Origin of the sequence: Staphylococcus sp. FSL K6-3157 (genome assembly GCF_038005145.1) — a bacterium.
GTDB lineage: Bacteria > Bacillota > Bacilli > Staphylococcales > Staphylococcaceae > Staphylococcus > Staphylococcus equorum.
In genome coordinates, this window is the sequence record NZ_JBBOSM010000001.1 from 57,624 (window position 1) to 80,897 (window position 23,274).

Genomic DNA, 23,274 nt, shown 5'->3' on the forward strand with positions numbered 1-23,274 from the left:
ATAAATATGTCAGTAAGAAATGAAACTACAGATTCTATCAGTTTACACCATGAACGTTCAGGAAAAATAGAGATTACGAGTAAAGTAGAGGTTAATGATGAACAGGATTTGAGTGTCGTATACACGCCTGGTGTATCTGAAGTATGTAAGGCGATTACAGAAGATGAATCAAAAGTAAATTCGTTAACAGCGCGAGGTAATATGATTGCTGTAGTTACGGATGGTACGGCTGTACTTGGACTAGGTGACATTGGACCCAAAGCGGCTATACCAGTTATGGAAGGAAAAAGTATTTTATTTAAAAAACTGGCAAATGTAGATGCATTTCCGATTTCATTAAATACAAAAGATACTGAAGAAATTATATCTATTATAAAAGCGTTAGAGCCTAATTTTTCTGGAATTAATCTAGAAGATATATCCGCACCACGTTGTTTTGAAATTGAGAAGAGATTAATTGAAGAACTTGATATTCCAGTATTCCATGATGATCAACATGGAACGGCAATCGTTGTGCTTGCAGCATTAATCAATGCACTTAAATTTGTTCAAAAAGAGGACTATTCTTCAAAAATAATTATTAATGGTGCAGGCTCAGCAGGTATTGCGATTGCTAAGTTGTTATTAGAAGCGGGATATAATAATATTACGCTGGTCAGTCTAGAAGGTGTCTTAAATAAATCAGAAACATGGATGAACAGCGCCCAACAAGATATTGCAACATATACAAATCCTGAAAGATCTACAGGCACATTGGATGATGTCATTCAAAATGCAGATGTATTTATTGGTGTATCAGGTCCCAAAGCGTTAACAAAAGATCATGTACAGTCAATGAATGATAACCCAGTTGTTTTTGCATTAGCCAATCCTATCCCAGAAATATACCCAGAAGAAGCAATAGAAGCTGGAGCTACAATCATTGGAACAGGACGTTCAGACTACCCTAACCAAATTAATAATTTACTAGCGTTTCCTGGAATATTTAGAGGCGTGTTAGACGCACAATCAAGTGATATTACAACAGAAATGAAAATAACAGCTGCTAAAGCAATTGCAGGATCAATAAGAGAAGATCAGTTGGCAGCAGATTTCATCATTCCGAATGCACTAGATAAAAACGTCACTCACCAAGTCGCCGAAGCGGTTAAGCATAGTGCGAAAAAAGAAGTGAAAATATTAGTTTAGAATGAAAAAGCAAACAATTGACAGATTAATCATGCTACACAAAATGGAAATTGAGTAACCTGAAGCAGATGAATTCTAAATAAGTATTGAAAAAGCTGACAACATTATTTTCGTTGTCAGCTTTTTAAAATTTTATAAGTTACGTTTAAGATTGAAAAATTAATCAATAGGTCATTATTATAATATTGACTTTACTTATAATTCACGTTACATTATAAAACGTAATTATTACGATTTATAAAAAGGGAGTTATGTCTAATGAGTAAAATTCCGGTGACTGTTTTAAGTGGCTATTTAGGTTCAGGGAAGACAACGTTGCTCAATCACATTTTAAAAAATCGAGAGGGACGTAAAATAGCAGTTATTGTAAATGATATGAGTGAAGTTAATATTGATAAAGATTTGGTTGCAGAAGGCGGTGGCTTATCGAGAACAGATGAAAAACTCGTTGAATTATCAAATGGCTGTATCTGTTGTACTTTGAGAGATGATTTATTAAAAGAAGTGGAACGCCTCGTGCATAAAGGAAATATAGATTATATTGTCATTGAATCTACAGGTATTTCAGAACCTGTACCCGTTGCCCAAACATTTTCATACATAGATGATGAACTCGACATTGATTTAACGTCGATATGTCAATTAGACACAATGGTGACAGTCGTAGACGCGAATCGATTCACCCATGATATTAACTCAGAAGATTTATTGGTCGATCGAGACCAAGGTGCTGATGTTACGGATGAACGCACGATTGCAGATCTACTAATCGACCAAGTTGAATTCTGTGATGTCCTGGTATTGAATAAAACAGATTTAGTTACTGACGAGGAATTACAGAAACTTGAAAATGTACTGAGACAGTTACAACCTGAAGCGAAATTAATTAAAACTGTGAATGCAGAGGTAGAATTAAACGAAATTTTAAATACGGGACGCTTTGATTTTGAAAAAGCGAGTGATTCTGCAGGATGGATTAAAGAATTAACTGAAGGTGGCCATGCGACACATACACCAGAAACTGAAGAATATGGTATTAGTTCTTTTGTTTATTCCAGAAGATTACCATTTCACGCGAAACGTTTTAACACATGGTTGGAAAATATGTCAGATAACATCGTGCGTTCCAAAGGTATCGTGTGGCTCGCGCAATATAATGAAGTCGCCTGTTTATTATCACAAGCTGGGTCCTCTTGTAACATTAGTCCAGTGACTTACTGGGTAGCTGCGATGCCATTAGAACAACAAAGACAGATATTGCACGAAAGAACAGATGTGGCAGAAACATGGGATATTGAATATGGAGACCGAAACACACAATTTGTCATCATCGGTACAGATTTAGATACTGAAAAAATTGAACGTGAACTCGATGCATGTTTGTTAAATCGTTATGAAATAGAGCAAGATTGGGGCAGTTTAGCAGACCCTTATCAATGGGAGATAAGTAAGCAACAATAAACCAAAAGAGGAAGCATTTGATTATAATGCTTCCTCTTTTAGTATTTAATTATTTTTGTGATAGGTGAATACTATTTATTTTACTGAGAATTTTTCAGGCGTGATTCATACAGTGCAATCCATTCTTCAACGCTTGTTTTTTCTGCCAGTTCACCAAGGAGGTCATAAGGGATTTTCTTTGGGTTACTAAAACGTATACAGCTCTTTCCCATATTCAGCTTGGTGTTCATATGCTTTATTTTTGAAAAATAAATAAAACTATTAATACATAGTGTTACCTATATGAATCAAGCAATTTAGAAAATATTTAATTCAATTATATTTGGGAATAGAGTAATCATATAAATATTTTGATGTTGCTACGTTTCTTTTTGGGTTTTATTGCGAGAGATAGTTTTACTATAAAAAATAAATATTGTACACAGTTAATTTAATAATTTATACTGGGTAAATATTAGAAAGAGCGTCTAAAGTATTTTAATAAAGCATCACTGAAGGAGGTACACTATTGAAACAAGCTACAGAATTTGCGCAGTTATTAAGATCATTAGATGGACAGAAGTATGATGCATATAAACGCCTGAAAGGTATGTATCAATTTAAGCAGTTTCGTCTTGCGATTGATCATGCACAAGTGGATCCGTATGCGCCGCCTTCAAAAATGAGAGTAATCATGAATCGTGAAACGGCAAATATTCCAGACAATCTGCTAGATTCCAAAAACAAAATTGTGGGAGTATCTGATTTTCTAGCTCGAGCGTTTAAAGAAAGCATAGAATCATTGAAACATAACGATAAACACGCAAAAAGTGCTAGAAATATTTCTATCGATCGTTGTGGTCAAGAGATTTTAGAGCGGACTGCTGTTGTGATCAATAAACAGGACATTGAAGTGAGACTAGAAATTAGTTTGCCAGCAGCAGGTCGAAAAATTTTAGGAAAAGTCGCTGCAAATATATTAATCGACACGTTACCAGAAATTGTAGAGCATACATTACTTTATAAAAGTATTGATCAAGCTGCATTAAAGACACAAGTTACGTTAATGTTGGACCAAGCATTTATTCGTGAAGAACTTGAGCGCAGACAGCTTGTATCATTTGTCGCAAATGGTTCTATATTGCCACGTAAAAGTGGTGTTTCAGATAAACAATTATCCGGTGCTGTAGCGTTTAATAGTCCGGAAAATGTAGAAGTTGAATTGTCTTTACCGAGTGGGAAAACCATCACTGGTATGGGTGTTCCGCAAGGGATTACTTTAATTGTTGGCGGAGGTTTCCATGGTAAGTCAACGATACTTGAAGCATTAGAACGTGGTGTCTATAATCATATTCCTAGTGACGGTAGAGAATACGTTATTACGTGTCATGATGCTATGAAAATACGTGCAGAAGATGGCCGTAATATAGAAAAAGTGAACATCAGTCCTTTTATAAATAATTTACCAGGAAATAAAAATACTCAGCAATTCTCGACTGAAAATGCGAGTGGCAGTACGTCGCAAGCAACGAACGTGATGGAAGCTTTAGAGTCAAACACATCATTATTACTAATTGATGAAGACACATCTGCAACAAACTTCATGATTCGAGATAGCCGTATGCAACAACTGATTGCGCCTGAGAAAGAACCTATCACACCATTTGCGAGTAAGGTAACACCACTTTATGAAGAATATGGTGTTTCTACAATTTTAATTGTGGGTGGCTCGGGCGATTATTTTGAAGCGGCAGACCAAGTGTTGATGATGGATGAATATGTATTGAAAGACGTTACAGCACAAGCTAAATCCATTGCGACGTCAAACGATAGTAATAAAAGTACGAATATAGATAAAAAATTCGGTGACATTCCTAAACGCATCCCGTTAAAGTCTAGTTTTTCTAAAAAAGGGAAAGAAAATCGTTTTAAAGTTAAAGGACTGTATTCGATTTTATATGGTAAGGAACTTATTGATATTTCAGGTTTGGAACAATTGGTAGATAATAGTCAAACACAATGTTTAGCGGACATGATTGATTATTACCATAAGCATCTATTAAATGAGCAGGATACTTTAACTCAAGCAGCTGACAAGCTTTATGATTTTATAGAGCACAATGGTTTAGACGCACTTACTCCATTTAATGGACACCCAGGAAATTTAGCTTTGCCAAGAAAGCAGGAATTCTGTGCAACGCTTAATCGTTATCGTGGGTTAAAAGTGAAAAGCACATAAGAAGACGACAAAGCGCTTAACCAAAAGTTATATATGTTTTTAAAGTATAAATAGTCTTTTACAAGATTTTCTGAATTTATCCCATGCTGCTATATCAAGGTAGTATTTATCACCAGTTTTTTTAATCACTTCTTTTTTTAATAAGTTTTTAAACGTCCTATTGTATTTAATATTTAAACTTTCGTAAGTCCTAGCATGTTCGGGCGAAGTGGCATGCGCTTCGATAAGTTTCTTAGCGACTTTATTCTGTTTCCATATTAAAACTTCTGATCCGTTAGTCATATTAGCCTCCTTTTTAAATAATTATAGCATAATATAAAATAATAATTGTACTCATTATAATCTAATTAGTATTGTGGTTATAATTAACGCAATTAAATAGTGGGAAATGGCAATGAGAGGATAACATTTGCTTAATAAAATACTAATTATTATGAATAAGGGAGACTGATTAAAATAAGAAAAACCCTCTTAAGGTTTTGTATATAAACGCGTTAAGAGGGTTATTGTCTTTCAATATTTATTATAGAAGTCCTGATGATACATAGTAGATAAATATGATTAAATTTAAGATAAATAATACGGTTGCTGGCATTGCCTTCTTAATAGGATCGTTTCCTAAAAAGACGAGAGATAACGCGCCTACTAACATTGTCGCGCCGAGTAATATGCTAGCTAAGAAAGCGAACATGCCATAGAAAATGCCGATAAGCATTGCTAAACCACCAAGCAACTCAAATGTACCAGTGATTTGATTGAAAATGGGTGGATAACCAAGTCGTGAAAAATCAGCTTTCATGGCTCCGGATAATATTTTAGAACCTGTCATTATGAAAAATATGCCTAAAATAATTTGTAATATAATAATTATAATTTCCATCTAAAGCGCCTCGTTTCATTTATTCTTTGTCACGAGATATTAAGCCAGAAAGAATGAATGGAATCACACGATTGATATAGGTTTCAGCAGGGATATCGCTATAACTTTGACACCATTTTTCAGAAGCTCGATATATACTTGCACTTAGCATCGTTGCAGCTAAGTGTCGTGTATCGTCATCCTCGAAATTCACCTCTAGCAACAATTTATAAAGTACTCTCTCAACGTGTTCTTGTATAATGTTGCCGATTGTTTCAGGATAACTCCTATGACATCTTCTATTTAACGATAATTGAAACTCTGCGATTGTTTTAAAAATATTAGAAATGGTAGCCTCATCTAATTGACGTTGTTCATAATTTGCATAGTTCAAATTAATCAATAATTCTTCGGCAAGGACTTTATCTAGTAAATCGTAAATATCACTAAAGTGATAATAGAACGTAGCTCTATTAATGAGTGCTTCTTCTGTAATATCTTTTACTGTTATATTTTTAAAATCTTTTTCATCTGAAAGCTTAATAAATGCTTGCATAATTGACTTTCTGGTTTTAATAACTCGCAAGTCTGATTTTGATTTTAGCATTCGACTCCCTCATTTTCTCCCAACACTTTGTCATTAGTGTTGAATATCCAACATTAATATATCTTTGTTGGTACTTATTATCGCTATTAATACTTATTATAAAGCTATATTAGTTATATTTAAACTTTGGAGGTTATTTCAATGGGAAAAAACATGGTATGTGATATGTATTCTGGTATATGTAAACCAAGTGAGGAAAGTGAAATTGAAACGATAAATTTTGATGTGAGCGCACCGAATTTAACTTTGTATTATGTAACAGATCCTATGTGTTCACATTGTTGGGCATTTGAACCCACTCTAAATAAATTACTTGTACAATATGGTCATTTATTTAATTTCCAAATGGTTATGGGGGGATTATTAGAGGAATGGGGAGACGGCCCGATAGATCCAGCGAATGGTATCTACAAGCCTGCAGATGTTACCCCACACTGGCAAGAAGTAGGGAATTATTCACGCATGCCTATTGATGGCACAATAATGGAAATAGATCCTGTTCAATCTTCATTTCCTGCATCTAGACTCTATAAAGCAATTCAACATGTAGATTCACCTGCGGCTGCAATTAAATTTACTAGATTAGTTAGAGAAGCTGTTTTTGTTTTTAATAAAAATATTTCAGATAAAGCAGTGCTTAAGTATATTGTTGAAGATTTATATAAAGGTGACAATACTATAGATGTTGACTCAATTTTAAACATCGCAGACAGCGATATAGGACAAAATCTTCTTACGGAAGATTTTAATTTAGTGAGTCAATTGGGCGTACGTGGATTCCCAACAATAGTAATCGTAAATAAAGATAACCAAGGAACAAAAATTGTAGGGGCTCGCTCACTAGAAACTTATATAGATGCATTAGGAAAATTAGATACTTCTACAACTATAGAGCCAAATCCATTGCCAAAATTATCATTATATTTAAATGAACAATCAAGTTTATTTTCCAAAGAAATTGAAGTAATGTACGATATCGAAGAAAAGGATGTTCCAAATTTCATAGAGAAAGACTTGGACAAATCGAAATACACTATCTCGAATATACTTGGAGAAAACTATTACGAAGCCAAATAAATTGAGCTGTTATTAATGAATTATAAAATTTAACAAGATGAAAACACTATGAAAAGTAGTGTTCTCATCTTTTTTATTTCCCGAGAAATAATTAAATAACAGAACCTTTTTAAATTTAATAATAAAGAATGCTAGTTACATTGAATATTTAGATGCTATAAACAGTAAATTATCTTTATATCGCCTGGTGTTTTATCATGTAATCAGCAGAGGATTTTTTAAATTGTGTGATGCTCATATACGTTTTAAATATAACAGTATAGGCATGATATCAAATTAGAAAATCATCAATATTCAATAAGGTTTATAAAGGAGTACTAAATAAATGACAAAACATATACCATTAAGTGTCCTCGAACTTGTAGGCATTTCAGAAAATCAGACAGTCAAAGAAGCGCTTGAAGCATCTATGGATAATGCAGAGCTTGTAGATCATCTTGGGTTCAAGAGACTTTGGTTTGCTGAGCATCATAATACAAAAAATCTTGCATCCAGTGCTACATCACAACTGATTGCGATGGCAGCAGCACGAACAAAAAATATTCGTGTCGGCTCGGGCGGTATTATGTTGCCAAACCATTCACCATTGCAGTTAGCTGAAAATTTCGGCACGACTGCACAACTTTATCCGGGGAGAATTGACCTTGGACTTGGAAGAGCGCCTGGCACTGATCAAAAGACATCACAGTTGATTACACGTTCTGATAGTGATGCACAGACTTTTGCAAATTCTATTTTTGACCTCATGGGCTGGTTCAGCGACGAAGGTCTCGGTAACAGTGTTCCTGTGACTTCTACAGTAGGTACAGGTACGAATATACCAATTTGGGTATTGGGATCAAGTATAAATGGTGCATCTATTGCTGGACAGCTTGGCCTGCCGTATTCTATTGCGACACATTTTGCACCTGATGACTATAAACAAAAAATTGATATGTACCGTTCAACATTCAAGACGGATGCGCCAACTTCTCAAATTGATGAACCGTATGTCATGGCGGGGATTAATGTCGTTGTAGCACCAACAGATGAAGAAGCAGAAAAAATTTGGACAACGACGATTCAAATGATGAGAGATATGCATACTGGTCAACAACGTAAGCTACAACCACCTGTAGATCCCGAAGAATTAGGGTCAGAAGAACAAAGAAAAATGATGGAATCAATGTTCAGTATCAAAGCGGTGGGTTCACCTGAAACAGTTCGTAATAAATTAGAAGCATTCACTGAAGAGACTGGAGCGGATGAACTTATCATTGTGACTTATGCGTATGACCCAGAAAAAAGAAAACAATCCATGGAACTACTCGCAGATCTGTGGTTCTAAAGGAAATAAAAGATTTAGATTGCCAGCAGAGTCTATGACTTTGTTGGCATTTTTTGTGCACGCTTTCCGTGAACACAGACTCAGCCTGGAGTCTTCGAATTGTGCTTTCCCCGCAGAAGTCGGCACAAGCATTGCCACCTTTTAAAATAATAATTCATTGATACTCATTGAATTTATACAACGATAAACGAACAAAAAATCTAAGTAAGTAAATAAAGATAAAAAATTATATAAAAACACTTATCTAATTAAAAATTATAATAAATAAGCAAATCTATTAAATAAAAATAGGTTTGCTTATTCGTTTCTACCCCCCATATAATGTTATAGTCTAATAGATTATATAACTTTATTTAAAAGTAGAAGATGCTGAAGTCATTATAATAGAGAATGCCACATCTAATTTAACTTAAGTAAATTGATACCATAATTAGAAAATTAAGGGTATCTGTTTTGAAAATGAAAAACAAGCCAAGTAAAAACTATAAAACTGCTTATATATCATTTCATTGGTTGTAAGTTATACGCTATAAGTATTGGAGAAGGTTGCCTATGAATAATTTTAAAAAGATATTTACAAGTAGCACGAAAACGGCAAATAAGAAAGTAATCACCGTATATGTGATTTTGCGCTTAATTGTTATGTTCAGCCTTATTAATGAATTGATATTTATCCAAAGATGGGATGTGATTTTCACCCTTGTTTTGACGCTTATACTCTTTACCATTCCACAATTAACTGAACGATTATTAAAAATTGAAATTCCTAATTTACTTGAATTTATAATTGTACTGTTTATTTTTAGTTCTACGATTTTAGGTGAACTTGGAGATTTTTACAGTTATTTTAGACTATGGGACACAATGCTTCATTCAATTAATGGCTTTTTAGCTGCAGGTATCGGATTTTCATTAGTATTTTTACTTAATAAAAATGTACGAGGAATCAATTTAAATCCACTGTTTCTGGCAATCGTTACATTTTGTTTTTCTATGACAATCGGTGTGATGTGGGAGTTCTTTGAATATACTGTTGATCAGGGTATGGGTATGGACATGCAAAAAGATCGAGTAGTTCAAAAAGTGAATAGTGCAGCTTTGGCAAATGAGCACAATACTGTGCACCACATTGATAGTATTGAGAAAACGGTTATAGAGAGTAGAGATGCGTCGGGAAATCGTGTTGAGAATGTGGTTGATGGTGGCTATCTTGATGTCGGCATACATGACACAATGAAAGATTTATTTGTGAACTTGCTGGGTGCAGCTACATTTAGTGTACTAAGTTACTCATACGCGAAATACGACCGGAAAAAATATAAATTTGTGAAGAATTTTATTCTAAAAAGAGAAAAACCATAATTGTTCACTTTCGATATTATGAAGTTAACGACACCTGAAATTAAGCTCAAATAGTTAAACCTGAGTTCTTTTTTATTCAATATAATCAATTTTATAATTTAACTATTTGAGTGTTCATTTACAGAGCTCCTTTTTGGTATTGAGTTTTAAGTAAAATAAGTAATATAGTTAATAAAATGAATGAGGGTAACCAAACAAAATCCAAATTCAACATGCCTAGATAAATACAAACAGAAAGAATGGGTAGGCCGAATGCATTTCCCAGGGAATAAACATTTTTTACAGTGTGACTTGCGTATTCTGTCACGATTATTTTTCTAAATATAATTCTTGCACCACCAAAAGATAGACCAAAGCATAGTATTAATAGCAGTTTTATTCCTATTTTCCTTTCAATTCATTGTATCCAAAGTCAATTTCAAAACCTAAATCTTGAATCATTTTATAGTCTAGTTGATTTGGCTGTCCTCCAGTAATTAAATAGTCTCCTACAAATATTGAATTTGCAGCCTTCAAAGCTAAAGGTTGTAGTGAACGTAAATTAACCTCTCTACCGCCAGCAATTCTAATTTCTTTAGATGGATTAACGAGTCTAAATAAAGCAATTAGTCTTAAACATTTCATAGGAGTTAATTCATCCATTTCTCCGAACTTTGTGCCTTGAATAGGATGTAAAAAATTAATAGGAATACTATCGGCATCAATTTCTTTTAAGGCGAACGCCATATCAATAATATCTTGATTTGATTCTCCCATACCACAAATGACACCAGAACATGGTGAAATATTGTTTGCTTTCATAATTTCTAAAGTATTGGTTCTATCCTTATAAGTATGTGTAGTTACAACTGTTTCATGGTAGTTTTCGCTTGTATTTATATTATGGTTATATCTATCGACACCAGCTGCCTTGAGTTTTTTAGCTTGCTCATCATTGGTTAATCCAAGACATGCACATACTTTCAACTGTGGGTGATTTGATTTTATTTCTTCTACAGTTCTACTTATATGGTCAATTTCTTTGTTACTTGGACCTCTACCGCTCATAACAATACAATAAGTGCCTATATTGTTTTCATGCGCTACTTTGGCACCACTAACGATTTGTTCTTCTGGCACTAAACTATAGCGCTGCTTTTGTTTCATATCCCTAGATTGACCGCAATAACCACAATCTTCAGGACAGATACCACTTTTTGCGTTTAAAATCATGTTTAATTTAACTTTTTTGCCGTAATAGTGTTTTCTTAATATATAAGCTTCGTTTAATAAATCTAATGTGTCTACGTTAGGATCTTCATAAATTTTTAGCAACGTATCTTTAGTTAATGTTTCCCCTTGTAAAATGTTTTTAGCTAATTTCATATTAATTCTCCTCATTTATTTAGAATTTAATAGTTTCTCCTTTTTATAATAAGGCTATTTCTATACAAATGTAAACCTAAATAAATAATTGGTTTACATTAACTTCGAGCTAGCTTAAAATTCTGATGAGGGAATAACGTTTTATATTCAACTATTTAAGGAAGTCTAATGACATCAACAAAAACTAAAAATTTAGTTTGATTCATGTAAGGAGTCACGATAAACTAAAGGCATTGTGAAAAATATATTTACGAGGGGATAATGTAGTGTTTAATAGTAGCGAACAATTAATTTTAGGATTTACGATCATTATTTATTTTATTTTTCTATTACTAATGTCTGTATACATACAACGAAAAATTAAAACTTATGATGACTATAATATGGCAAGCAGAACGGTAACACTATGGCCACTGATTTTAACATTTGTGAGTACAGGTGTAGGTGGCGCGACACTGTTAGGTTATATGGAAAATGGCTATACATTAGGTATGGGACAACAGTGGATTCATATAACTATGATGGTTGCTGTTATTGTACTTGCATTCTTTTTATTAAAACGTATTAGATTATTAGGTGAAAAGCATAATATGGTGACAATCGGTGATTATACTGCGCTTCGTTATGGCGAATCAGCACGTATTCCTACTGTTATCAGTTTCTTATTTGCTTATTGTGCGATGACAGGTATGCAATTTGTTGCAATTGCTTCTATTTTGAATTTAACAATAGGATTAAATATGACAGCGGGTATTATTATAGGATGTATCTTGCTGACTATAAAAACATATCTAGGCGGCTTAAAAGCTGTCGTTTGGCAAGACGTTGTTCAAGGAACAATACTTACAATCGGTGTTATTGTGTTATTCTTTGTGGTTATCTATTACTCAGGTAGTTGGAGTGATATTCAAGCCAATGCAAGCAGTCAAAATCAAAGCGATATGTTAAATTACCTTAATATCACACCGAATGAAATCTTAATTTATCTGCTAACATTAGCGTTCTATCAATTTATCAGACAAGATGTGTGGCAACGTATTTGGGCTGCTAAAGATTTGAAAACTGCAAGAAATGGTTATGGTATTTCTATGATTATTGCAGTAGCGTTAGGCGCAATGACAGTGTTTATTGGTGTCTATGCTAAGTTTGGTTTGAATTTGGACATAGCAGAAACCCCATTAGTTTATTATAATGTCATTCAAGAAGTGTTCCCATTTCCATTAGTACTCATAATGATAATCGTCTTATTAGCAGCGGTAATATCTAGCGCGGATTCCTTCTTTATTGCAGGGTCTTCATCTATAGCAAATGATATTATAAAACCAAATGTGAAAAGTCATAATCAACATAAAATGCTATTATATAGTAAACTTTCAGTATTAATCGTAGCTGTTATTTCTTTAGTATTAGCACTTATGATTCCAGAATTAGTAAATCTGATGGTAACAGGCACTGCGATGACAGTTTCAGGATTGCTTGCGCCAGTGATTTTCGGTCTGTTTTGGCAAAAACCTACCAAACTTGCGGGTAACATCGCAATGTGGAGTGGACTTGGCTCAGCAGTAATATGGCAAATACTAGGTCATCCGTTTGGTCTGCATCCAATCTTAATTGGGTTGCCACTATCAATAATTATGTTATTACTTGTAACATGCTTTGGTAAAAAAGATTACGCAACAGTTTAAGCAAACAGTTTACCAAAAACTTTATAATAAAAAATCTCACTCATCTTATTTGATGAGTGAGATTTTTATTATAAGCTAATTGTGTTTTTTATCTCATATACTTTCATATTAGATTATATCTCAAGTTATTCTTCTGATATTTTAACCACTTGTTTACCGAAGTTTTCACCAGAAAATAGTTTTCTAAATGCATTAGGCAATTGATCAAAACCTTCATCGATTGTTACTTGTGATTTTATTTTATCTTCAGCTACCCATTTGGCAAGTTGTTCGCTTGCTTCTTTAAAATGCTCTGCAAACTGTCCTACTACAAAACCTTGCATTAGGGCTTGGCTTTTAACTAGTGTTTCCTGAATTCTTGGTCCCATTTCAGTTTGCGTATTATTGTAAGTTGAGATTGCACCACAAACAGGTACACGTGCAAATGTATTTAAATGTTTGAAAACTTCATCTGATAATTTTCCACCGACGTTTTCGTAATATACATCAATACCATTTGGTACAGATGCGGCAAGTTGTGCTTCAAAATCATCGCCTTTATAATCAACAGCCGCATCAAAGCCTAATGTGTCTGTTAAATATTGTGTTTTTTCTTTTCCACCGGCAATGCCAACTACTTTTGCACCTTTTATTTTAGCAATTTGTCCTACTACAGACCCTACAGCGCCCGAAGCAGCAGATACAACAACTGTTTCTCCTTCTTTTGGTTTACCTATTTCCAACAAACCAGTATATGCTGTCATACCTGGCATTCCTAAAATACTTAAGTATAAATGTAGAGGAACTTCTGTGGAAGGTATTTTAGTCACTTGATTGGCATCAGTAGTGATTATTCTTTGCCAAGGTAAGACACCCGTAACATAATCTCCTTCTTCCAAGTATTCTACTTCAGATTTTATAACTTTCGCTAAAACATGCCCATCAATTGCTTTGTCGATTTCATAAGGTTTAACGTAACTTTTTGAATCATTCATTCTTCCGCGCATATAAGGATCCACAGAAATATAAATAGATTTTAATTGTACTTCACCCGTACTAGGTTCCGCTGTTTGGATTGCTTCGTATTTAAAAGTGTCATCTTTAGGTAATCCTTCTGGTCTTTCGTTTAATACAATTTGTTCATTTTGCATAATAATCCTCCGTTTTAATGTTTTTTTAATTAGTGTTTAAACTGACTTGCTTAAATAAAATGATTTCTTGTAATAATGATTGCTTTTGAACTATAAAAATCAAATCTTTTTAATTGTTTTTCCTCCTCTAGCGTGGTTATATAATAAGATAACAGTTAAACCTTAGTTTAAGAGAAGGGATGTGCTTACATTGGAAAAAATTTATATTGATCAAGTAGCAAGCATATGTGATATAAGTAAAAGTAAATTAAGATTTTATGAAAAAAAGGAGATATTAAAATTTATAGAAAGAGACACTAATAATAAAAGGCTCTATAGTAAAGATGATATTGAAATGATAAAATTCATAAAATGTTTAAGTAATTTGAATATGAGTTTAAAAGAAATCAAAAAAAATACAGGTATGTTATATGATAATGAAATAGATATAAAAACAATATTAGAAGTACATTTAGGGGTTTTAAATAACCAAAAAGAAGTATTGAATAAAAGAATTGGAGTTATTGAAGGAGAGTTACTTCAAATCACTTAATTTATTACTCTCCAGTTAAAGTTGTGATATTAATATATGGAAAGTTCATTTGAAAAAGAGGTATGTTTATTTATGAGTATTGTTACAGTGATTTTAGTTGTATTAGTTGCTATTGAATTTATATATATAATGATATTACAGACGATTAAAACAACTTCCCTTAGAACTAGTAAAATATTCAATATTAAGCAGGAAGAATTAAAGCAGCCCAATTTAAAGATTCTTATGAAAAACCAAGGTGTATACAATGGACTTCTTGGTGTGATGTTATTATATGCGCTGTTCTTTTCCTATAATCCTAGAGCATTAATTACTTGTATTCTAATTTATATTATCTTAGTTGCCATATATGGGGCAATTACTAGTCAAAAATCTATAATTTTAAAACAAGGCGGGCTCCCTATATTCGCACTTATTTCATTGCTTTTTTAGTTTGGATTTAACTTATTGCCGTAATGATGAACTTTAAAAGAGGCTGAGACATAAGCTTCTCAGATAACTAAAAAAATGGTGGTTTCTACGTGAAATAAAGTAGAAACCACCATTTTTATGTTCTTATCCATTTTAATAGCTCGATGAGCTACTATTTTCCTTATATTTATTGCCATTAATGCTAGCCCTACTTCTCGTTTAACTTTAGGTAACCCACGAAGTGACATTCGTTTGAAACCCAAAATAGCCTTCAAGAAACCAAAAACTGGTTCTACATCAATTTTTCTTTGACTGTAGATTTTTTGTGTTTTTGGTTCTGAAAGCTTTTTATTGATTTGAAATTTAAAATATTCCCAATTATAATTCTTCATTACTTTTTTATTAGATAGTGAGTTATTTTTAATACATTGATTTCTTAATAAACACCCGTTACAACTATCACTTTCATACAGTTTAAAATCTCTTCTAAAACCATATTTATCTTTTCTATAAGCATACCTTATAAAAGGTAATCTACGATTATTTGGACAAATAAGTTCATCGTTAATCTCATCATATGCCCAGTTTTGTGTATTAAATTTATCATTTTTATATTTCTTTTTTTGTTCTTTGATAAACATTCCATATGTAATTAAAGGTGTTTTACCAAAATCATCTAGAATAGATAAATAGTTTGGTTCACTTCCATAGCCTGCATCAGCGACGATATATTCAGGAATGTCACCATAATAATTTTTAATGTGCTCTAAAAAAGGTATAAGCGTTCTTGTATCCGTAGGATTTTGATAAACATTGAAAGATAAAATGAATTGATGATTTGTCGCAATTTGTAAATTATAACCAGCTTTTAATTGTCCGTTTCTCATATGATCGTCTTTCATTCTCATAAACGTGGCATCATTATCAGTCTTTGAATAACTGTTTCTGTCACCAAAAGTCCTTAGTTGAACTTGGTATTTACTTTTATGTTCAATTATTTCGTTAAGTTCTTTCTTATATTTTTTCAAGTTACTCTTTTTTAAGCCTAGTGACTTTCTATTTTCAATATTACTATCAGTTTTAATTGTTTTTGATAAATCTTCGATTTTATTTTCTAATTCTGTACAAACTTCTTTTAAATCTTGATTGCTCATTTCTTCATTCATCTCTAATTTGAGCTCAGGTAAAATCTCAGTTTGTATGAGTTCTTCATAAAGTGATTTCGACTTATCAATCACATTTTGATTATAGCGTTCAGTATTTTTTCTCCATACAAATGTATACTTATTGGCATTAGCTTCAATTTTAGTACCATCAATAAATATGGACTCATTATCAATGAGTTTTTGTTCTATAAGTTGGGTTCTAAAGTTAACAAATAGGGACTTTAATAATTTATCCATGATTGGATTTACTCTAAAACGATTGATTGTTCTATATGATGGCTTTTGATTTTGAGATAACCACATCATACGAATACTATCTGAAAGTGCAGCTTCAATTCTTCGTCCAGAAAATATAGATTGTGTATAAGCATAAAGAATTACTTTCAACATCATTTTAGGGTGATAAGATGATGCACCATTTAAGTGATTGAATTCGTAGAATTCTGTTTCTGGAATTGTTTCAACAATTTGATTAACTGCATGTGCGATATCATTGTTAGGAATCAAAATTTCAGTTTCCATTGGCAGTGTTAACTGAGTCATATTATAATTTTTATACATAAGACACCTCATTCTAAAGTTATGTTAGAGTAACTTTATTATACGAAAGTGACTTATTTTTTTGTATTAATTTATATAATTGTACCGATTTTGTAAAGAGCTGACGCCTAGGGGAATAGTATGAGTGAGAGACTACAGGCTCGAACCATACCCCAGGCAAGCATGCGCTTTCAAAATCGGAAGATTTTAACGTAGAAAAGCAGCAATCTATTAGTTTCTAATGGATTGCTGCTTTTAATTTGAGAATGGGATATTTATGTCCCAGGCTCTTTTATTATTCATCGACATCTGCAACAACTGTTTGTTGGTAATCAATTAATATGACAGATCTAAGACCTGTACCTTGTTCTGAACCTTTTACCACGGGACTCACATAATGACTGACATTAGGATCGTAAACGCCATATGACTCTAAAGGGTTCTCCATTTCAAAAACTTCTATTATATTGTTTTCATCTGTATCTTTCGGGTTACTTCCAGCAGCTTCTGGTACAGCGATAGCATTCGTTCCACCAACAATATTCTTTCTTTCAATTAAATGAGCAAAAGTAAACGGCTCTCCATCCTGGTGCAAACAGTTCGGTGAGGAAACGGCTTTATCTCCGTCATTTTCTACATACAATTTAACGAAATGCACGCCCACATGAATCGGTAAGATTTTATCCTCTTCGTTCCAAAACGTTTCATGATAATTGGCTATAATAATATCGTTTAACAATTTATTACTTCTTATATTTTCATCAATAGAATGGAATTCTCTATATGAGCCGGAATGTTCTGGATTGAACTTTCCTTGAAAATACGCAGAATAATCAACGCCATTTCTTTCAATTGTAGGAAGCCAAAAGACATCTTCTGTGCCAGGTAAAACGATTGCTCTAGAGTATCTTCTATATCTATTAAGGTTAGGCGCATAATCATCTTCAGGTAAATCAGCAAAGTACGCTAATATTTCATTATAATCCTGTTCAATACCCTCATAATTTAAACTTTTCATTAAATCATATCTTGAATAACCATCTTTTTGTAATTTATTCATTATTCAATACGTATCCTTTCTATTTTTAAATCTAATAATGTGTTAATATCCGTACTAATTGCGTCCAATTGTTCATGCTTCTTATATATGTTACTTAATAATCTCTTTTATATTTTATACCATTGTAAGTAGCAAACACAAATGTCGATAAATTTTTAATTTTTTAAATTAGTACGAAAAAATCTCATCTATCTTATTGGATGAATGAGATTCTTTGATTAAAAAAAGGGGTGAGTAATTGCACTTTTTACACACATTTTTCAAAATCTAAGTTAATTTAACCGACGAATATTATAATTACGAATCATACTTTTTATAGTGTCTAAATTTTGGAGGTCTGTAGCTACGGATACGTAACTATCTGGACGTACTAGAAATACTGAATTTTCTTTAATACCTTTCACATTGATTGCTCTTTGCCAAGGTACATCATATAGCGGAATACCAGTTTCAAATGCGAGCTGTTTGAGTTCTTGAGTAACTTTACCATATGCATGAAGTTGCCAATCATAAGAATTTAATGGTTCAAAGTTATCAATAGTATTTATATACACCCATGGTAAGCGATCTCCACCTTTAATGTCACCATATTCTCCGCTACTTAATTCACTATGTCGATAATTTAAATTAGTTTGAGAAATTGTTTTAAACATTAATTGTTTTAAAGTGTTAAAACGTAATAATTTAGGTGCAAAAAAAGGAATGAGAAAATTTTTCACCATCCGACTATTGGCCATAATTTGAAAAGCTTTGTCTGTTGTCTTCACTAACCTTTGAGCGAATTGGATACGTTCAGGCTCGTAAGTATCTAGTAATTTTGGTGAGGCTTTTTCTTTTAGAACTGCTCCAAGTTTCCAAGCTAAATTAAGCGCATCGCTTATGCCAGTGTTCATACCTTGACCGCCAGCAGGGCTATGAATATGACCAGCATCTCCACATAAGAAAGCCCGACCTAGTCTGAATTTTTCAGCAACACGATGGTGGGAACGGTAGGATGAGTACCAGTTCACTTTATTTACTTGTATTGGTAATATACGTTCAACATGTGGAATTAGAGGAGTGAGTGATTGAGGACCCTCCCCGTCTACTACAAGGTCATCAGGTATTAAACCAATAAGACGTAGTTGTCCTGTAGTTCTAATTGGGAATCCTAAACAAAAGTAGTTATTATGGAAGCCCATGGATGCTGTTTTTAATGCAGTATCATTTTCTACATCAGCGACGAAGAACATTTGACGGTATGTTCCACCTGGAAAATCAATGTTTAGTGCTTTCCTAACAACACTACTGGCACCGTCACAACCACAAATGTAGGCAAATGTTTTTGTCATTTCTCCCTCAGATGTATTTATGGTAGCTGTTACAGCGTCACCATCATCCTCAAATCTTAATAGCTCGTGATTCCAATCAATTTGACCACCTCGTTGTTCTAGTTCATCAACAAGTATGCTTTCGTGGATGTCTTGAGGTAGTGTTAAAACATAGGGATAAGGGCTGATGCCTTTACCTATTTTACCTACAGGTAATTTAGCAACATCTTTATTATCTTTATATAAAGTTATAGTATCTACTAAAATTCCTTTTTTCACAATCTTATCTGCAAAACCTAATTGCTGATAAAATTCAAGTACTCTTGCCTGGACAGCCATTGCCCGTGAAGCAGTTCCAGGACCTTCATTTTGATCAATGATTTTATATGGTACCCCTTGGTTACTTAATGAAATTGCCATAGCTAAACCACTAGGACCAGCTCCAACTATTAATACGTCACTACTCATATTTATCGAACTCCCATCCACTGTAATTGCTTCTCGTAAGTTAAACATATGATAATTAAACACAGTGTTCAAATAATGTAATTTATAAAATAGACACTTAGCGTCATATGTTTACTAAAATTATGAAATAGGTGAATTATCTTTTCTCTGGATTTTACTATACATATATCTATTATATTCGCATCTCATTCTTTCATACCCGAATGAATGAGTTTTACTTGGTTTTATACACTTTCATAAACAGAATCATATGAATAAAAGTATTTTACCGATTTAATCCGACTAATCTTATATAAATTACAGTTTTGGTGTTGACGAAGTATGTAATATTCGCTATATTAACTAGCATAGATATTATCTGAAAATTCTATATATTGAGAATTTTCATCTTGGGAAATGAGTAAAGTAATTCAAAAAATATTAAATTAAATTTTAAAATTTCCTCAACAGTCACTATTAAGCACAACGAAACTACATTTAGGAGGAAAAACATATGCCGAAGAAGCAGATACATTTTAATGGATTTGTTCAAAACTCACCATCTCCTCATTCATCTGGATTATGGAAACATGACAAAGACCAAGGTGCACATCATAATAAATTAGATTATTGGATAAATATTGCGCAAACTTTAGAGAAAGGTAAGTTTGATTCTATATTTATTGCAGACGTTTTAGGAACGTATAGTGTTTATAATCAATCGAGTGATGCTGCAATTAAGCATGCGGTTCAACTGCCTGCGCACGATCCTATACCGATTATTTCTGCTATGGCTGCAGTGACAAAACATATTGGCTTTGCCCCAACAATCTCTACTACATATGCACAACCGTATAGTTTAGCTAGACAATTATCTACATTAGATCATTTAACTAATGGTCGTTTAGGTTGGAATGTTGTCACTTCTTATTTAGAAAGTGAAGCGATTAACTTAGGATTGAAAGAACGATTGCCAAAAGATTTAAGATACAACAGAGCAGATGAATTTCTCCAAGTCGTTTATAAACTTTGGGAGGACAGTTGGGAAGATGGGTCTGTAGTTAATGATAAAGACACGGATACGTACGCGGACCCTGATAAAGTGCATGAAATTAACCACGAAGGTGAATTCTTTAGTGTGCCAGGACCCCATATAGTTGAACCATCACCTCAAAGAACGCCTGTATTATTTCAAGCAGGTGCTTCAGAAAAAGGTAAAACGTTTGCGGCGAAACATGCAGAAGCAGTGTTCACGAAACATACCTCAGTAGAATCATTGAAAAGCTATGTAGACGATATACACACAAGAGCTGAACAGCATGGCAGAAGTAAGGAAGATATTTTAGTATTTCCTATGGTACTCCCAATTATCGGAGAAACAGAAGAAGAAGCCTATCAAAAATACGAAGCATTAACAGAACATATTAGCTATGAAGGTTCCGCATCATTATTAAGTGGACATACAGGCATTGATTTTTCAGAGTATGACCCAGATCAGTATATAGAAGATATTGAGACAGAAGCGATGCAAGGCAATCTTAATATGTATACCAAAGACCCACACCATAAATGGACACTCAGAGAAGCTGTGAAAAACCATGGACTTGGCAATGGCACAGCTAAATTTATTGGAACGAAAGAGCAAGTCGCTGATAAATTTGAATCATGGGCAGTTGAAGGTGGGGCAGCTGGGTTTAATATCGCTCAAAGTTATTCACCTGGTACATTTGAAGAATTTGTTGAGCATGTTATCCCTGAATTACAAAAAAGAGGTCTATATAGAACAGAATACGAAGGTACAACACTTCGTGAAAATATGTTCGGTAAAGATCAAAAAACAATAAAAGAAAATCATCCAGCAAAAAACAAGAGTGCAGCGAATACTCTTATATAAATTAATAAAAAAGGAGTAAAGAACAATGGATGAAATTTCTCTCTATACATGGATAGGCTTCATATTATTTATGGTAGTCATGGTCATCGTGGGTTATATCAGTTCACGCAAGATGAAAAATATTGCTGATTTTGCAACTGGTGGCGGCAATGTAGGGCCTAGAGTGCTCGGACTATCATTTGCAGCAACATACTTAAGTGCAGCCACCTTTTTAGGCTATCCCGGTTGGTCTTATGAATGGGGTCTTAATAACTTATGGCTATTTCTAGCTATGTTTATCGGTGGACCCACGGGTGTCTTAATGGTTGCCAAAAAGGTAAGGAAATTAAATACAACTCAAAAATCTTTATCCCTTCCAGATTGGTTAGGAGATTTCTACGACAGCGATATTATGCGTGTAGGTACTGGCATTATCCTTCTTTTTAATATATTTTATATAGCCAGCCAGTTTGTTGCAGGCGCAAGGATTTTTGAATATTTACTCGGTATGTCTTACTTTAGCGGACTCGTCTTTATAGCCGTTATTGTCGTACTATACGTTTACGTTGGTGGTGCACTCGCAGATATTTATACTGATGCGATACAAGTTATCATTATGGCCATTGCAGGTCTTGGTGTATTTATCTCAGGTATTGTTATTTTCTGGAAAGGGAGTATAACAAGTACATTTTCTGATATCGCAAATAATTTATCTAACCAAAATGAAAATTTAGTTAAGGTATTTAATCCAGAGTCTGTACATTTCAACTCTTTTGCCATGGTTTTAGGTGCAATCGTCATACAGTGGGCGTTCGCCTCTGCACCACATTTATTCAATAAAATATTAGGCTTGAAAAACGAAAAAGATTTAGGAAAAATGATCAATACTTATATTATTGTCACTGGGCTTTGTCTACTCGTGTTATTCGGTGGTATATTCGCTCGCGTCGCATTGGGTAATAGTGTTGAAACATCAGACTTAGCACTACTTGACTATATCATTTGGGCATTTCCTGCAGTGATTGTAGCACTTTTCGGTGTGGTCATTTTAGCTGCAGCAATGTCGACAACAGATGGATTATTTGTATCTATTTCTACAGTATTTGCGAATGACATATTCTTGAAGTTCTTAGTTAAAAGAAAAATAATTAATATTAGTGATGAAAAAGCGAATAGAATTGCTTTTCAAATAAGTAAAATCAGTGTACCAATCGTAGGTATATTATCATTTTTACTTGTCTTACAACCTCCAAAACATATGAGCGACATTATGTGGATTGGAATATCAGGTATCGCAGCGGGGACGTTAGGTCCTATCTTACATGCCATATACGCTAAGAAGAAAGCACCAGCGAGAGCAGCAGAGTTATCTATGTTTGTAGGGCTAGGTTCATATTTAGTCATTTACTTCGGCGGTATTATTCCAAGTACTATGTCGGCAGGGGCAGTAGCAACATTTATCGGTATCGCAACAATTACAATTACTGCATTTTTCATCAAGCCAAAAGATAATCAAAAATATAATGTAGAAGAAGGTAATAATTAATGTTTGTTAATGAGATGTTATCGATATGGTTATATGGTTTTCTAGGAATGTTTGTTGTAGTGTTTATTTCGTTAAAAGTCGGATATTCAAATAAAGATAAATAAATAATT

19 protein-coding genes are annotated in these 23,274 nt (G+C 33.4%); 11 read left to right on the forward strand and 8 right to left on the reverse strand.

Going from position 1 to position 23,274, the window contains the following annotated elements:
- Positions 1-6 precede the first annotated feature (6 nt).
- The 3 genes from MHB47_RS00230 (at position 7) to MHB47_RS00240 (ending at position 4,867) form a co-directional block, all read left to right on the forward strand.
- Positions 7-1,188: an NAD(P)-dependent malic enzyme gene (locus MHB47_RS00230; protein WP_340754176.1), complete on the forward strand. Its 1,182-nt coding sequence runs from the start codon at positions 7-9 to the stop codon at positions 1,186-1,188.
- Positions 1,189-1,446: 258 nt separating this feature from the next.
- Positions 1,447-2,649, forward strand: a complete 1,203-nt coding sequence (locus MHB47_RS00235; protein ID WP_340754178.1) for a GTP-binding protein — start codon at positions 1,447-1,449, stop codon at positions 2,647-2,649.
- Positions 2,650-3,157: 508 nt separating this feature from the next.
- Positions 3,158-4,867, forward strand: a complete 1,710-nt coding sequence (locus tag MHB47_RS00240; RefSeq protein WP_340754180.1) for an ABC-ATPase domain-containing protein — start codon at positions 3,158-3,160, stop codon at positions 4,865-4,867.
- A gap of 39 nt (positions 4,868-4,906) precedes the next feature.
- Here MHB47_RS00240 and MHB47_RS00245 read toward each other — a convergent pair whose 3' ends face one another.
- The 3 genes from MHB47_RS00245 to MHB47_RS00255 all read right to left on the reverse strand — a co-directional run bounded on the left by MHB47_RS00245 (position 4,907) and on the right by MHB47_RS00255 (position 6,333).
- The gene (locus MHB47_RS00245) at positions 4,907-5,149 is read right to left on the reverse strand and encodes a hypothetical protein (protein WP_340754181.1); all 243 of its coding nucleotides are present in this window, start codon (positions 5,147-5,149) and stop codon (positions 4,907-4,909) included.
- Between the two features lie 241 nt (positions 5,150-5,390).
- Positions 5,391-5,747, reverse strand: coding sequence for a DoxX family protein (locus MHB47_RS00250; protein WP_340754183.1), 357 nt, complete (start codon positions 5,745-5,747; stop codon positions 5,391-5,393).
- A 19-nt stretch (positions 5,748-5,766) separates the two neighbouring features.
- Positions 5,767-6,333, reverse strand: coding sequence for a TetR/AcrR family transcriptional regulator (locus tag MHB47_RS00255; protein ID WP_002506296.1), 567 nt, complete (start codon positions 6,331-6,333; stop codon positions 5,767-5,769).
- 141 nt (positions 6,334-6,474) lie between these two features.
- On the opposite strand from MHB47_RS00255, the gene MHB47_RS00260 reads away from it, so the two are divergent.
- From MHB47_RS00260 to MHB47_RS00270, 3 genes are all read left to right on the forward strand, one after another.
- Positions 6,475-7,410, forward strand: a complete 936-nt coding sequence (locus tag MHB47_RS00260; protein WP_340754185.1) for a DsbA family protein — start codon at positions 6,475-6,477, stop codon at positions 7,408-7,410.
- 325 nt (positions 7,411-7,735) lie between these two features.
- Positions 7,736-8,737: an LLM class flavin-dependent oxidoreductase gene (locus tag MHB47_RS00265; protein ID WP_056936106.1), complete on the forward strand. Its 1,002-nt coding sequence runs from the start codon at positions 7,736-7,738 to the stop codon at positions 8,735-8,737.
- 552 nt (positions 8,738-9,289) lie between these two features.
- A complete protein-coding gene (locus tag MHB47_RS00270; protein ID WP_340754188.1) occupies positions 9,290-10,099 on the forward strand; it encodes a hypothetical protein in 810 nt (269 codons plus the stop codon).
- Between the two features lie 381 nt (positions 10,100-10,480).
- Here the strand turns inward: MHB47_RS00270 and bioB are convergent, their stop codons facing one another.
- Complete coding sequence (gene bioB / locus MHB47_RS00275) at positions 10,481-11,464, reverse strand: biotin synthase BioB (protein WP_445684146.1); 984 nt, start codon at positions 11,462-11,464, stop codon at positions 10,481-10,483.
- 266 nt (positions 11,465-11,730) lie between these two features.
- Here bioB and MHB47_RS00280 point away from each other — a divergent pair, with 266 nt between their 5' ends.
- Positions 11,731-13,149: a sodium:solute symporter family protein gene (locus tag MHB47_RS00280; RefSeq protein ID WP_340754190.1), complete on the forward strand. Its 1,419-nt coding sequence runs from the start codon at positions 11,731-11,733 to the stop codon at positions 13,147-13,149.
- A 125-nt stretch (positions 13,150-13,274) separates the two neighbouring features.
- On the opposite strand, the gene MHB47_RS00285 is transcribed toward MHB47_RS00280, so the two are convergent.
- The gene (locus tag MHB47_RS00285; protein WP_340754192.1) at positions 13,275-14,279 is read right to left on the reverse strand and encodes an NADP-dependent oxidoreductase; all 1,005 of its coding nucleotides are present in this window, start codon (positions 14,277-14,279) and stop codon (positions 13,275-13,277) included.
- Between the two features lie 190 nt (positions 14,280-14,469).
- Here MHB47_RS00285 and MHB47_RS00290 point away from each other — a divergent pair, with 190 nt between their 5' ends.
- Both MHB47_RS00290 and MHB47_RS00295 read left to right on the forward strand, forming a co-directional pair.
- Entirely contained in the window at positions 14,470-14,811 is a 342-nt protein-coding gene (locus MHB47_RS00290) for a helix-turn-helix domain-containing protein (protein WP_021339371.1), read from the forward strand.
- Positions 14,812-14,883: 72 nt separating this feature from the next.
- The gene (locus MHB47_RS00295; RefSeq protein WP_340754193.1) at positions 14,884-15,243 is read left to right on the forward strand and encodes a DUF1304 domain-containing protein; all 360 of its coding nucleotides are present in this window, start codon (positions 14,884-14,886) and stop codon (positions 15,241-15,243) included.
- A 59-nt stretch (positions 15,244-15,302) separates the two neighbouring features.
- Here the strand turns inward: MHB47_RS00295 and MHB47_RS00300 are convergent, their stop codons facing one another.
- The 3 genes from MHB47_RS00300 to MHB47_RS00310 form a co-directional block, all read right to left on the reverse strand.
- Positions 15,303-16,949, reverse strand: a complete 1,647-nt coding sequence (locus MHB47_RS00300; protein ID WP_340754162.1) for an IS1182 family transposase — start codon at positions 16,947-16,949, stop codon at positions 15,303-15,305.
- 274 nt (positions 16,950-17,223) lie between these two features.
- The gene (locus MHB47_RS00305) at positions 17,224-17,988 is read right to left on the reverse strand and encodes a 2OG-Fe dioxygenase family protein (RefSeq protein WP_340754195.1); all 765 of its coding nucleotides are present in this window, start codon (positions 17,986-17,988) and stop codon (positions 17,224-17,226) included.
- 272 nt (positions 17,989-18,260) lie between these two features.
- Complete coding sequence (locus tag MHB47_RS00310; RefSeq protein WP_340754197.1) at positions 18,261-19,766, reverse strand: FAD-dependent monooxygenase; 1,506 nt, start codon at positions 19,764-19,766, stop codon at positions 18,261-18,263.
- Positions 19,767-20,259: 493 nt separating this feature from the next.
- Here MHB47_RS00310 and MHB47_RS00315 point away from each other — a divergent pair, with 493 nt between their 5' ends.
- Complete coding sequence (locus tag MHB47_RS00315; RefSeq protein ID WP_340754199.1) at positions 20,260-21,639, forward strand: LLM class flavin-dependent oxidoreductase; 1,380 nt, start codon at positions 20,260-20,262, stop codon at positions 21,637-21,639.
- A gap of 25 nt (positions 21,640-21,664) precedes the next feature.
- Complete coding sequence (locus MHB47_RS00320; RefSeq protein ID WP_340754201.1) at positions 21,665-23,164, forward strand: sodium:solute symporter family protein; 1,500 nt, start codon at positions 21,665-21,667, stop codon at positions 23,162-23,164.
- Positions 23,165-23,274 lie beyond the last annotated feature (110 nt).